We start from the raw sequence: 12,853 nt of genomic DNA, 5'->3' as shown, positions 1-12,853 counted from the left end.
TTCAGGGCCCGGTTCCCTCCCCAGGGAATCGGGCTCTTTCATTTCGAGCACCCGGCAGGCGAGCACCCAGCGCCCGGTCCACCACCCGGCGGCGCTGCTGGTACTCCCACTCCAGGGGGTCCAGCTCCAGTCCCCGCTCGTAGGACTCCAGGGCCCGCTGGAGCTGGCCATCGCGCTCCAGCGCGTTGCCGGTGAGGAAGTGCACCCGCGCGGTGCCCACCGCCCGGGGCTGCTCGGCCAGGTACTCCCGGTGAAGCGCGTCCGTCTGGACCGCGGTGAGGCCCGCCTCCAGGCACCGCGCCACGCCCCGGGCATTGCCCAGCCGGGCGTCGTAGCGGGCCCGGCGCAACGGCATGCCCAGGGTGTCGCCCGCGTCCCTCACGCGGATCAGCATGGACTCCAGGCGCGAGCGCTGCCCGCGCGACAGGGGCCGCTGCCGCAGCGCGGACAGGGCGGCCCACAGCTCCCGCGCGCGCTCCCGCGCGGACTCCAGCTCCGCGTCCGGTGAGAGCCCCAGCACCGTGTAGTGGGTGCCCTCCCCCGCCAGCTGTCCGCGCCACATGGCCAGGACGCGCTCGGCCTCTGCGTCGTCCGGGAGCTCCCGGGGCGCGGGGAGCGGAGAGGCCGTGGCGCCCGCGAGGTGCTGCTCCACGCGGGCCTTCAGCGCGGCGGACGGCGCGACGAACTGCACGCCGAAGCCCGGGCGCATGCTCCAGGCCTGGGCCTGCTCGGGCGAGACGTGGCGCACCACCTCGCAGGTGACGGACAGCGGCCCCGTGGACAGCGGCAGCACCACCTGGACCTGGGCGAACAGCGGGGGCAGCTCCCCCGTCGCGTGCAGGAACACGCCACCGCGCGACAGGTCCGACCCCGTGAATGCCCGGGGCTGCGCGCCCGGCTGCAGCACCACCTGCACGGGCACCGGGAGCGTCTTCCCCCCGGACGCGCCCGGCGGGGCCAGCGGAGGGGTGCGCCGGGGGCCGGTGACGGGAGTTCCCGGGGAGGCCCCTCCCTGCACGGGACGGGGACCGCCCACGGCCGCGCGCGGCGACGGGGGCCGCGTGGCGAGGGCCTGCTCCAACGCGGCCCGCAGCGCGAGCGCGTGGGGGAAGCGCTCCTCCGGCGTCTTCGCCAGCGCGCGCAGCACCACCGCCTCCAGCGCGGGTGGCACCGAAGGGCAGATGGAGCGAAGGGCCGGGGGCGTGCGCGTCTGGTGCGCCACGAGCTGGGCGGTGAGCCCCTCGTCGGGGAAGGGCAGCCGCCCGGTGAGCAACTGGTAGGCGATGACGCCCACCGCGTACAGGTCCGCGCGGCCGTCCAGGCGCCGGCTCAGGGACTGCTCCGGGGCCATGTACTCCGGCGTGCCCACGATGATGCCCGCCACCGTCTCCGGCATGCTCGCGTCCACCAGCTTCGCGATGCCGAAGTCGAGCACCTTCACGAACGGCATCCCCCGCCCGCGCTTCACCAGGAAGATGTTGTCCGGCTTCAGGTCGCGGTGGACGATGCCCCGCGCGTGCGCCGCATGCAGCGCGTCACACACCTGCATCAGCATGGGCACCACCGCTCCGGCCGACAGGGGCGTCCCCACCCACGCCGACAGGGGCGCCCCCTCCAGGAACTCCATGATGAGGTACGGCCGGGGCGCCGAGGCGTTGAGGTCGAAGATGCTGACGATGTTCTCGTGCCCGATGAGATTCACTGCCCGGGCCTCGGCATGGAAGCGCTGCACCAGCTCCGGGTAGCGCGTCAGGTGTTCGTGCAGCACCTTCACCGCCACGCGGCTGCCAATGGACACGTGCTCGGCCAGGTAGACGGACCCCATGCCTCCCCGGCCCACCCGGCGCACCAGCCGGAAGCTGCCCATCTGGGTCCCCACCAGCGGGTCCACCTCGTCCGCCACGGCCACGGCCGCCGGCGGCTCCACGGCCTTGCCCTGGCCACCCCCCGCCTCCCGGACGAGCGTGTCGCACGACGTCCCCTCGCCATGTCCCCGCCCGCACGCTGAGCACGTGCGCTCGTTCCTCGCGACTTCGGCCATACCGCGCCCCCCTGGCCAATTCCCTGCCCAATCTGCACATCCCGGAAGCCCGGCATCCACTGCCGCCAAGGGTGGGTGTCGCAAAGTGAGGAGGGTCCCCCGCCCTTGGGCCGGGGTGACGGTTGGGCGGCGGACTGCGACGTGTCAGGAAGGTGTCACGCGGATAGGATGCGCGCATGTCCCGCTCGGCCCGACGCATCCCCACCGTGAACCTGTCCCACTACCGCTCCGGCACTCCCGAGGAGCGGGCCCGCTTCGTCCAGGTGTTTGGCGACGCGCTCAAGGAGTTCGGCTTCGTGACCGTGGAGGGCCACGGCGTCGAGGACGCGCTCATCCGCCGCACGTACACGGACGTGGAGCGCTTCTTCCAGCTGCCGGAGTCCACCAAGACGCGCTACGCGGTGCCGGAGCGTCCGGGGCAGCGGGGCTTCATGGCGTTTGGCCAGGAGCACGCGAAGAACCGCAAGGTGGGAGACCTGAAGGAGTTCTGGCACGTGGGCCGCGAGCTGCCCGTGGGCCACCCGTACCGCGACGACTACGGCGCCAACGTCTGGCCGGAGGAGGTGCCCACCTTCCGTGAGCACACGCTGACGCTCTACCGGGAGCTGGACGACGCGGCGACGGTGATGCTCCAGGCGTTGGCGGACTACCTGGGCATCGCGCGCAACACGTTCAGCGACATGACGGTGGACGGCAACTCCGTGCTGCGGCTCATCCACTACCCGCCGCTGAAGGACCGCTTCATCCCGGGCGCGGTGCGCGCCGCGGAGCACGAGGACATCAACTTCATCACGCTCCTGTGCGAGGGCACCGCCGGCGGCCTGGAGCTGCTCACGCGCGACGGCGAGTGGATTCCGGTGGACACGCTGCGCGGACAGATTGTCGTGGACTCGGGCGACATGCTCAGCCGGGTGATGAACGGCGTCATCCCGTCCACGACGCACCGGGTGGTGAACCCGCCCAGCACGGAGCAGGACACCGTGCGCTACTCGATGCCCTTCTTCGTGCACCCGTTCTCCGACTGCATCCTGAAGCCGCTGCCGCAGACGGAGACGCCGGACAACCCCACGCGCCACCCGCCCATCACCGCGGACGCGTTCCTCAAGCAGCGCCTGCGCGAGCTGGGCTTCCTCAAGTAGCCCCCGCGCGAGCGAGCAACTCCTCCATGTGCACGCGGAAGTGGCGAGTCCCTTCCGCGCCGTGGAGCCAGGGCCCCCGGCCCTTGAGCCACGAAGGCTGCCACGCACGGCCCGTCTCGTCCGTGAGGACGACGCGGGTCAGCGGGGCCAGGCGCTGTTCGCCCCGGTAGTACAGCCTGTAGAGCTGGAGCAGTGCCTTGTCGTCGTAACACCCGCCGAACAGCACGTGCGTATCACTGACGGCGATGGCGCGTGCGCCATGCACCGGGGAGGACCAGACCGTGGAAGGCTCTCCCGGCCTCATGCGCACGAGCGGGAAGTCCGTGTAGCTGTAGAACCAGGTCTCCCGCTCTGAAGCGACGTTGAGCGCGTAGCACTCCAGGATGCGCTGCTCCAGGCCGAGCGCCATCTGCACACCACTCTCCTGCCGCTGCCCCAGCGCATCGAAGCGCTCCAGGCCCTCGGCGCCGACGGGCGACCGTGATCCATCGCCGCCCCGGGTCAGGCTGCCGATGACGCCTTCGTCGAAGTAGCTGACCCAGACCTGTCCGTCGGACGTCGTCTGCACATCCTCGATGCCGTCCCCCAGGGTCAGCTCCCGCAGCAATGTGCCTTCCGGCGAGTAGACGTGGGCGTTGCGTTCGTATCCCGTCTCCAAGCGGTAACGGCAACGCCCGTTCACGAGCAGCACCTCGCCATCGGGAAGCGGCTGGACGCAGTGGAAGTCCGGGGCACCGCGAGGCAGCGTGAAGCGCTCCCAGGTGTCCCAACCGTCCGCGAAATGGAGGACCTCGTCGCCCTCCGCGAGCCACCACACGGTGTTGTCGGGTGCCACGCCCAGGGCCATTACCTTCCGTCCCGCGAGCGCCTCCGCCGCGTCGACGAACGGGTGCACTTCGACGTGGAGTGTCCTCTTCATGCGCATCACGGCCTCCAGGCACGGCCTCGACGGAGGCACCTCCGGAACCTGACGGTCCATCGCCGCGAGGCTCGCGCGGCATGGGGGTGGGTGCCATCCTCGCGGCACCGTGACCACCTCCCTCGACCTGTTCGCCATCCAGCCGCGCGTCACGCTCGACGACTATGCCTCGCAGGAGACGTTCGCCTCGCACCATCGGGCGCTCGCTGCACGGGCGGACGCGCTGCGTCCCCGGGACGCCTCGGGCCGGCCGTTGAACCCCGCGCTCGCTGTCTGGCCGGAGATGGTGGGCGCGGCGCTGGGACTGATGGGGCACCTGTCACGCGTGCGCCGCCGCAAGACGACGAACGGTGCCCTGACGCGTGTGGCTCTCGCGGAGTGGCTCGGCATGTTCCGCACGTGGAGCGCCTTCCATCCACCGACGATGGAGGAGTGTCTCTACGCCACGGTGGCGCCCCGCGTGCACCGCGCCATGTACGAGACCTTCTCTGGCATCGCTCGCGACTTCGGCCTGTGGGTGGTGGCTGGAAGCGCGCTGCTGCCCACGAACCGCCTGGGCCTGGACACCCCCGAGTACGCGCCCGCAGGCGCGCGCACCTTCAACACCAGCTACACGTTCTCACCGGATGGCCACTGCGTGGCCGTCACGCGCAAGGTGAACCTGGTGCCCACGCAGGAAGACGTGCTGCACCTGAGCCCGGGCCGTCCGGAGGACCTGCCCGTGCTGGACACGCCGTTCGGAAAGCTGGGGACGCTCGTCTGCTACGACGGCTTCCGCGAACCCCACACGTCCGGCGAACCCTATTTCGTGCCCTGTGCGCAGTACCTGGACGCGCTGGGCGTGGAGGTGCTCGCGCAGCCCTCCGCCAACGCCTGGAGCTGGGACGCGCCCTGGGCCTTCAACGCGCCCGGTGAGACGCAGCTGCGCAGCGAGCAGTGGTTCAACGAGGGCCTCTTCACGCAGCTGCGCACCCTGAAGCGCGTGCGCTACGCGGTGAACCCGCAGCTCACCGGTGGCTTCTTCGACAACACCTTCGAGGCGCCCTCGCTCATCCTGGAGCGCCGGGGGCCGGACGACGTGCACGTGCTCGCCCGGTCCACGGATCCACGCGGCGAGGACGTGCTCCACGTCACTGTTCCCCGGTAGGCGCAGCGGGAACGAGCCGCGCGTCATCCTCCAGGACGAACTTGAGCGTGGGGCCGCGCTCCTCCGGCTTCCATCCCAGGTCCCGCGCCATCACGATGACCCGCGCCACCAGGTCGGGGCCCACGTCGCGAGTCACGAGTCCGGTCATGTCGCCGTCGTGGAGCCACGGATCATCGTGGCGGACACGGACGTGCAACGCCTGCCGGGTGGCCTCGGCCCACACGACCGTGAGCAGCCGCCAGCCCGTTCCCTCCGGTGCGTCCCGCCGCCCCCGAAGGCTCCAGCGGTACGAGACACCGTTCACCGTCAGGAGCCGGGCCACGAGCGCCCTACTCGCCCAGCTTCTTCTTGAGCAGCTCGTTGACGAGGCCGGGGTTGCCCTTGCCCTTCATGGCCTTCATCACCTGGCCCACGAAGAAGCCGTACACGCTCTTCTTGCCGGCCTTGTACTTCTCCACCTCGCCCGCGTTCTTCGCGAGGATGTCGTCCACCACCGCCTCCACGGCGCCCACGTCGCTGACCTGCGCGAGCCCCTTCTCCGCGATGATGTCCGCGGGCGGGCGGCCCGTGCGGAACATCTCCCCAAGCACGTCCTTCGCCGCGTTCGCGGACACCGTGCCCTTCTCCACCGTGGCCAGCAGCTCGCCCAACTGCGCGGGAGTGAAGCGCAGCGCGGAGATGGGCGTGCCCTCCTCCTTGAGCAGGCGGCTCAGCTCACCCAGGAACCAGTTGGAGAGCTTCTTCGCGTCGGAGACGTGCTTCGCGCAGGCCTCGAAGAAGTCCGCCAACGGGCGCTCGGCGGTGAGGATGCGCGCGTCGTAGGCCGGCAGGCCGTACTCGCTCATGAAGCGCGTGCGCTTGGCGCGAGGCAATTCCGGCAGCGACTGCCGCTGCGAATCCCTCAGCGCGTCCGACACGAGGAGCGGCGGCAGGTCCGGCTCCGGGAAGTAGCGGTAGTCGTGCGCGTCCTCCTTGGAGCGCATGGACCGGGTGATGCCCTTGTTCACGTCCCAGAGGCGCGTCTCCTGGTCCACCTTGCCGCCGGACTCGAGGACGTCCACCTGCCGCGCGGCCTCGTACTCGATGGCCTGCTTGAGGAAGCGGAACGAGTTGAGGTTCTTCAACTCACACCGCTGCCCGTACGTGGTGGAGCCCTTGGGCATCACCGACACGTTGGCGTCGCAGCGGAAGCTGCCCTCCTCCAGGTTGCCGTCGTTGACGCCCAGGTACACCAGCACGTCGCGCAGCACCTTGAGGTACTCCACCGCCTCGTCGGCATCGCGCAGGTCCGGCTCGCTGACAATTTCCATCAGCGGCACGCCCGCGCGGTTCAGGTCCACCAGGCTCTGACCCGCGGACGCGGTCGCGTCGTGCACGCTCTTACCCGCGTCCTCCTCCAGGTGGATGCGCCGCACGCGCACCGTCTTCTCCCCGGAGGGCGTGTCGATGACCAGTTCGCCCCACTCACAGATGGGCTGATCATACTGGGTGATTTGATAGCCCTTGGGCAGGTCCGGATAGAAGTAGTTCTTCCGGCTCCACACGCTCGTGGACTTCACCGCGCACCCGAGCGCCAGGCCCGTGCGCACCGCGTACTCCACCACGCGCTGGTTGAGCACCGGCAGCACGCCGGGCATGCCCAGGCACACCGGGCAGGTGTGGTGGTTGGGCTCGGCGCCGAACGCGGTGGAGCAGCCGCAGAAAATCTTGGACTGCGTGAGCAGCTGCGCGTGGACCTCGAGGCCGATGACCGTCTGGAAGTCGCTCAGGGGCATGGCGGTGTCACCCTTGTGTCGCGCCCGCTAGACGGGGGCGGCGCGGCGGAAGAAGTCGTGCTCGCGCTCGAACGCGCGGGCGATGCGGAGCAGGCGGGCTTCGTCGAAGGGGCGCCCCAGCAGCTGCATGCCGATGGGCAACCCGCCTTGAGTGAAGCCGCACGGCACGGACAGGCCGGGCAGGCCCGCCAGGTTGCACGGCAGCGTGTAGACGTCCATCAGGTACATGGACAGCGGGTCGTCCACCTTCGCGCCCAGCTTGAACGCCGGCACCGGCGACGTGGGCGACACGATGGCGTCCACCTGCTGGAACACCTTCGTGAAGTCCTCGCGGATGAGCGTGCGGACCTTCTGCGCGCGCAGGTAGTACGCGTCGTAGTAGCCGGCGGACAGCGCGTAGGTGCCCAGCATGATGCGGCGCTTCACCTCCGCGCCGAACCCCTGCCCACGCGTCTGCGTGTACAGCTCCTTGAGCCCGCGCGCGTCCTTCGCCCGCTGTCCGTAGCGGATGCCGTCGTAGCGGGCCAGGTTGCTGGACGCCTCGGAAGAGGCCAGCAGGTAGTACGTCGCCAGCGCGTACTTCGTGTGCGGCAGGGACACGTCCACCAGCGTCGCGCCCAGCTTCTCCAGTTCCTCCAGCGACGCGCGCAGCGTGCCCGCCACCTCCGGGTCCATGCCCTCCGCGAAGTACTCGCGAGGCACTCCCAGCTTGAGGCCACGCACCCCGTCCTCCAGCCCCGTGAGGCAGTCCGGCGTCTCCACGTCCGCGGAGGTGGAGTCCAGCGGATCATGCCGCGCGATGAGCTGGAAGAGCGCCGCGGTGTCCCCCACCGTGCGCGCCATGGGGCCCGGCTGATCCAACGACGAGGCGAAGGCGATGACGCCGTAGCGTGACACGCGGCCATACGTGGGCTTGAGCCCCACGGTGTTGGTGAGCGCCGCGGGCTGGCGGATGGAGCCGCCCGTGTCGGTGCCCAGCGCGCCGAACACCTCGCGCGCCGCCACCGCCGCCGCCGAGCCACCGGACGAACCGCCCGGCGTGCGCGTCAGGTCCCACGGGTTGTGGGTGGGGAAGTACGCGCTCGACTCGTTGGACGAGCCCATGGCGAACTCGTCCATGTTCAGCTTGCCCACGAGCGGCAGGCCCGCCTCTTTCAGCAGGCGAACCACGGTGGCGTCGTAGGGCGGGACGAAGCCCTCCAGGACGCGCGAGGCGCAGGTGGTCTCCACGCCCTCCGTGAGGAAGATGTCCTTGAGGCCCACGGGCACGCCGTCCAGCGCGCTCAGCGGGCTGCCCGCCTTGCGGCGCGCGTCACTGGCTTCGGCGGCCTTCAGCGCCCCGGCCTCGTCCACGCGCAGGAAGGCGCGCACCTTCGGGTCCACCTGGGCGATGCGCTGGAGGCTCGCCTGGGTGGCCTCCACGGAGGACACCTCGCGCGAAGCCAGCTTCGCCGCCAGCTCCAGCATCGACAGGTCGGTGAGCGACGACATGGCGGGCTACTCCAGGATCTTCGGGACCGCGAAGGCAGTGCCCACCTTCGCCGGCGCGTTGGCGAGCCCTGCTTCCGGGGGCAGTGACGGACGCAGCACGTCCTCGCGCAACAGCGAGGACGCGAGCGTCGCGTGGGAGGTGGGCTCCACCTGGCTTACGTCGAGCGCTTCCAGCTCCGCCACCGCGTCCAGGACCGCGGACAGCTGGGTGGCGTAGCGCTCCTCCTCTTGCGGCGTCAGCGACAGCCGCGCCAGGGTGGCCACGTGCCGGACCTGCTCGAGCGTGAGGGCCATGGGGAAGCCTCCTCCGGACTTCGCGGTACTACGGGGTCGGCGACGTGCGCTTGAACAGGTTGAGGACGGCGTTCATCACCTTGCCGCTGCCCTCGTGACCGTGCTGCTTGATGACCTGCTCCAGCTCGCCCGCGTCCAGCCAGACGCCGTGGCAGTTGAAGCAGCTCTCCAGCTCCACATCACCCTGCTTCAGCGTCTGCAGGTCCATGCCGCACTTGGGGCACTTCATGTAGTGCAGCTGCTTGAGCGACTCGCGCTGCTGGGCGGCCATCTCGTGGGACTGCTGGAGGGCCAGCTTGCGCTTGGCTTCAATCTCCTCGCGCGCGAAGTAGTCGTCTTCGTTGTGGGAGGGCTTGTCGGGGCTCAGGTCGGACATGGTCTCGGGTTCTCCTTGGCGGCAGGCACCATACCCTCTCGCCACGGGGACGCGCCCGAAATGTAGGCCTTGTTCCGCCTCCTCGGAGCCCCCTTGGACGCCTGCCGGAAAATTGACCCCGCCCCCTCCCTCCCTATTCTCGCCGGGCGGATTGCTACAGCTCGCTACGCGGCTGGAATCGGGCAGAGGGAACAGGGGTCCATGACAGCGGCAAAGAAGGGTGGCCGGGCGGAGAAGGCGGTGCTCTCCCGGCAGGAGATCGCGACGCGCCGCAAGGCGCTCAACAACAAGAAGATGAAGGCCCCGGGCGCGGCGAGCCCCGCCAAGCGGGCGCTCATCGGCGTCTTCATCCTGGCCGCCTCGTTGCTGGCCTTGCTGGCGGTCGCCACGTTCGACGCGCATGACCGGGTGGGACCCGGCTTCCACAACGCGGTGGGCCCCATGGGCCACCTCATCGCGGAGACCCTGCGCGGAGCACTGGGCGTGTGCGCCTACCTCATCCCCGCGGGTGGCATCTACACCGCCGTGGTGCTCTTCGTGGGCAACCGCGAGCGGCGCCGCATGCCGCAGATCATCTCCCTGGCGCTGCTCACCTGCAGCGTGTCGGTGCTCGCGCAGCTCATGTTCGCCAAGGACAAGGGCTGGGCCCACCCGCCCGGCGGCGCGCTGGGCGCGAGCCTGGGCGGCCTGATGGAGGGGATGTTCTCCACCGTCGGCACCATCATCCTCGTCACCGCCATCAGCGCGGCGGCGCTCATCGTGGGCACCCAGTACACGTTCTTCAAGCTGTGCTCGCTGGTGTGGGCCGGCCTCACCGTCCTGGGCCGCCGCATCTCCGAGAACGCGCACGTCTTCTGGGAGCAGCAGAAGGTCAACTACGCGGCCCGCCAGGAGCGGCTCGCGCAGGAGAAGGAAGAGGAAGCCGCGTTCCTCGCCGAGCTGGAGGCCGAGGAGGAGGAGCTGTCCGAGGCCGAGCGCATTGCCGCCGAGGCCGAGGCCGCCGAGGCGGAGTCCCTGGCGGAAGAAGCCGTGCGCCTGGCCCGGCAGAACGAGAAGGAGCAGATCGCCAACGCGAAGAAGGCGCTCAAGGAGCAGAAGGATCGCGAGAAGCTGGAGAAGAAGTTCGCCCGCGAGGAGCCGTCCGAGGACGAGGAGAACGACGACGCCTCCGACGAGCAGCCCTCGCTGCCGCCCGAGCGCGCCGAGCGCCGCTCCCCGGGCGCCGACCCCGCCTGGGCCGCGTCCTTCCTCGCACCCCAGCCGCAGCTGCCCGCCAACGCGGACGCTGGCGAGCCGCCCCGCCGCGCTCGCAAGACGCCGCAGATCGTCACCCCGCCCTCCGCTCCGTCCACGCCGCCGGTGCCCGCCGCGTCGCTCACGCCTCCGTCCGCCGAGCCCGTCGCGAAGCCCATGGTCGCGGAGAAGCCGGCCGCCGCCGCGCCGGGCAACGCCCTCATCCCCGCGCCGCCCTCCGCGCTGGCGCGCATGCCGCTCATCGTGGAGCCCAAGGCGCCGCCCAAGCCCACCGCCGTGAAGCGGCCGCAGGACCAGTTCGAGTTCGTGGGTGACCGCAAGAGCTTCTCGCTGCCGCCGCTGGACGTGCTGGAGGCGGACAAGAAGGAGCGCTCCGCGCTGGACAAGGACGCGTTCCTCGTCACGGCGGAGAAGCTGCGCGCGAAGCTGGCGGACTTCGGCATCGTGGGCGAGGTCGTGGAGATCCGCCCCGGCCCCGTCGTCACCATGTACGAGTTCCTGCCCGGGCCCGGCATCAAGGTCAGCAAGATCGCCGCGCTCCAGGACGACCTGGCCATGGCCATGGAGGCCATGCGCGTGCGCATCGTCGCCCCCATCCCCGGCAAGGGAGTGGTCGGCATTGAAGTCCCCAACCGCGACCGCGAGACCGTGTTCCTCAAGGAGATTGCGGAACAGGACACGTTCCAGAAGAGCAGCAGCAAGCTCACCATGTGCGTGGGCAAGGACATCGAAGGCATGCCGTACGTCTTCGACCTGGTGAAGGCCCCCCACCTGCTCATCGCGGGTACCACCGGCTCCGGCAAGTCCGTGGCGGTGAACTCGATGATCATGAGCATCCTCCTCAAGGCCACGCCCGAGGAGGTCCGCTTCATCATGGTGGACCCGAAGATGCTGGAGCTCTCCGTCTACGAGGGCATCCCGCACCTGCTGCTCCCCGTCGTCACCGACCCCAAGAAGGCCGCGCTCGCGCTGCGCTGGGCGGTGGAGGAGATGGAGCGCCGCTACCAGCTGCTGTCCGAGGCGGGCGTGCGCAACATCGCCGGCTTCAACAAGCTGGTGGAGACGCAGGCGTCGGAGGAGAAGCCCGCCCCCGCTCCCGCCGCGAAGAAGAAGACCAAGCCCAAGAAGATGTTCGTCGTGGACGTGGAGGGCAGCACCGTGCCCGCCCCCGCTTCCGCCAGCGACGGGCTGGGCGTGGCCATGCCGCGCGAGGACGACGAGGACCTGCGTGAGGCCATCGTCTCCGAGCCCGCTCCCACCCTGGAGGCCGACGGCGAGGAGGACGCGGAGTTCGAGGAGGACGGCGAGGAGTCCACTCCGGCGGAGGCCGCCTCCCCGGAGAAGAAGGAGCTCAAGAAGCTGCCGTACATCGTGGTCATCATCGACGAGCTCGCGGACCTGATGATGGTCGCCAGCCGCGAGGTGGAGACCTACGTGGCGCGCCTCGCGCAGATGGCGCGCGCGGCCGGCATCCACCTGATGGTCGCGACCCAGCGTCCGTCCACGGACGTCGTCACGGGCATCATCAAGGCCAACTTCCCCACGCGCATCAGCTTCATGCTGCGCTCGAAGCCGGACTCGATGACGATTCTGGGCACGGTGGGCGCGGAGGCCCTCTTGGGCATGGGCGACATGCTCATCATGCCGCCCACGAGCGCCCACCTGCAGCGCGTGCACGGCGCCTACGTCTCCGAGCAGGAGATCAAGAAGGCGGTGGACCACCTCAAGGCCCAGGGCAAGCCCGTCTTCGACGAGTCCATCCTCAAGCCGCGCGATGACGAGAGCGAGGGCGGCGGTGGCGAGGAGGACGAGCTGTCCGACGAGCTCTACGACCAGGCGCTCGCGGCGGTCAGCGAGATGCGCTCCGTCTCCATCTCCATGCTCCAGCGCAAGATGCGCATCGGCTACAACCGAGCGGCGCGCATGATTGAGCGCATGGAGCGCGACGGCGTGGTGGGCCCCGCGGACGGCGCCAAGCCCCGCGAGGTGCTGCTGCGCGGCCTGGGCGACATGCCCGGCGCCGGGGCGATGTAGCCGGGGAACGGACCTCCGTCCCCCAGCGGTTTTCCCCTCGGGGGCGCCACGGAAAGCTTCCGGGCGCCCCCGCTCTACTTTCTCCGGACGGCCGAATGATCGTCGCCATCTCCCGCTTCCGAGCATCCCCCGAAGAGGCCGACGGCTGGGTCCACCGGCTCCAGGAGCGCTCGCGGCGCGTGGACGGCCACGCGGGCTTCCTGGGCCTGGAGGTGCTGCGCTCGTTCGAGCGCTCGCCTGAAATCCTGCTCGTCACGCGCTGGAAGGACCGGGACGCCATGAAGGCCTACTTCCAGTCCGAGGACTTCCAGCGGGCCAGGGGGGCCAGCGCGTCCCAGGAGGACGCCACCTTCACGATGTACGAGGTCGTGGCCACCTGAGCA

At 70.2% G+C, this 12,853-nt stretch carries 11 protein-coding genes; 4 read left to right on the top strand and 7 right to left on the bottom strand.

Features of this window, described 5'->3' with window-relative positions; translation table 11 throughout:
* Window position 1: 1 nt before the first annotated feature.
* The gene (locus tag D7Y04_RS06575) at window positions 2-2,041 is read right to left on the bottom strand and encodes a serine/threonine-protein kinase (RefSeq protein ID WP_199749623.1); all 2,040 of its coding nucleotides are present in this window, start codon (window positions 2,039-2,041) and stop codon (window positions 2-4) included.
* A 176-nt stretch (window positions 2,042-2,217) separates the two neighbouring features.
* On the opposite strand from D7Y04_RS06575, the gene D7Y04_RS06570 reads away from it, so the two are divergent.
* Window positions 2,218-3,180 (top strand): isopenicillin N synthase family oxygenase, encoded by a 963-nt coding sequence (locus tag D7Y04_RS06570; protein ID WP_121758646.1) that lies wholly within the window; start codon window positions 2,218-2,220, stop codon window positions 3,178-3,180.
* Here the strand turns inward: D7Y04_RS06570 and D7Y04_RS06565 are convergent.
* Complete coding sequence (locus tag D7Y04_RS06565; RefSeq protein WP_147477051.1) at window positions 3,173-4,099, bottom strand: hypothetical protein; 927 nt, start codon at window positions 4,097-4,099, stop codon at window positions 3,173-3,175. The genes D7Y04_RS06570 and D7Y04_RS06565 overlap by 8 nt on opposite strands.
* A 109-nt stretch (window positions 4,100-4,208) precedes the next feature.
* On the opposite strand from D7Y04_RS06565, the gene D7Y04_RS06560 reads away from it, so the two are divergent.
* Entirely contained in the window at window positions 4,209-5,246 is a 1,038-nt protein-coding gene (locus tag D7Y04_RS06560; protein ID WP_121758644.1) for a carbon-nitrogen hydrolase family protein, read from the top strand.
* On the opposite strand, the gene D7Y04_RS06555 is transcribed toward D7Y04_RS06560, so the two are convergent.
* From D7Y04_RS06555 to D7Y04_RS06535, 5 genes are read right to left on the bottom strand one after another with little or no spacing between them, the layout of a single operon-like run.
* Window positions 5,230-5,568 carry a hypothetical protein gene (locus D7Y04_RS06555; RefSeq protein WP_121758643.1) on the bottom strand — a complete coding sequence of 113 codons (339 nt, stop codon included), beginning with the start codon at window positions 5,566-5,568 and terminating at the stop codon, window positions 5,230-5,232. The two genes, D7Y04_RS06560 and D7Y04_RS06555, sit on opposite strands and share 17 nt — an antisense overlap.
* A gap of 7 nt (window positions 5,569-5,575) precedes the next feature.
* Window positions 5,576-7,021: an Asp-tRNA(Asn)/Glu-tRNA(Gln) amidotransferase subunit GatB gene (gatB, locus tag D7Y04_RS06550; RefSeq protein WP_121758642.1), complete on the bottom strand. Its 1,446-nt coding sequence runs from the start codon at window positions 7,019-7,021 to the stop codon at window positions 5,576-5,578.
* 27 nt (window positions 7,022-7,048) lie between these two features.
* Complete coding sequence (gene gatA / locus D7Y04_RS06545; protein ID WP_120597564.1) at window positions 7,049-8,512, bottom strand: Asp-tRNA(Asn)/Glu-tRNA(Gln) amidotransferase subunit GatA; 1,464 nt, start codon at window positions 8,510-8,512, stop codon at window positions 7,049-7,051.
* A 6-nt stretch (window positions 8,513-8,518) separates the two neighbouring features.
* Window positions 8,519-8,806, bottom strand: a complete 288-nt coding sequence (gatC, locus tag D7Y04_RS06540) for an Asp-tRNA(Asn)/Glu-tRNA(Gln) amidotransferase subunit GatC (RefSeq protein ID WP_120523770.1) — start codon at window positions 8,804-8,806, stop codon at window positions 8,519-8,521.
* 28 nt (window positions 8,807-8,834) lie between these two features.
* Complete coding sequence (locus tag D7Y04_RS06535; RefSeq protein WP_120597565.1) at window positions 8,835-9,182, bottom strand: zf-TFIIB domain-containing protein; 348 nt, start codon at window positions 9,180-9,182, stop codon at window positions 8,835-8,837.
* 201 nt (window positions 9,183-9,383) lie between these two features.
* On the opposite strand from D7Y04_RS06535, the gene D7Y04_RS06530 reads away from it, so the two are divergent.
* Both D7Y04_RS06530 and D7Y04_RS06525 read left to right on the top strand, forming a co-directional pair.
* Window positions 9,384-12,470: a DNA translocase FtsK 4TM domain-containing protein gene (locus D7Y04_RS06530; protein WP_171812820.1), complete on the top strand. Its 3,087-nt coding sequence runs from the start codon at window positions 9,384-9,386 to the stop codon at window positions 12,468-12,470.
* Window positions 12,471-12,565: 95 nt separating this feature from the next.
* The gene (locus tag D7Y04_RS06525; RefSeq protein WP_120597566.1) at window positions 12,566-12,850 is read left to right on the top strand and encodes an antibiotic biosynthesis monooxygenase; all 285 of its coding nucleotides are present in this window, start codon (window positions 12,566-12,568) and stop codon (window positions 12,848-12,850) included.
* Window positions 12,851-12,853 lie beyond the last annotated feature (3 nt).

The sequence above is a fragment of the Corallococcus sp. AB038B genome, assembly GCF_003668955.1.
Lineage (GTDB): Bacteria > Myxococcota > Myxococcia > Myxococcales > Myxococcaceae > Corallococcus > Corallococcus exiguus.
Note: the sequence above shows the minus strand (reverse complement) of the source record. Positions and strands in the feature narration are given on the sequence as shown.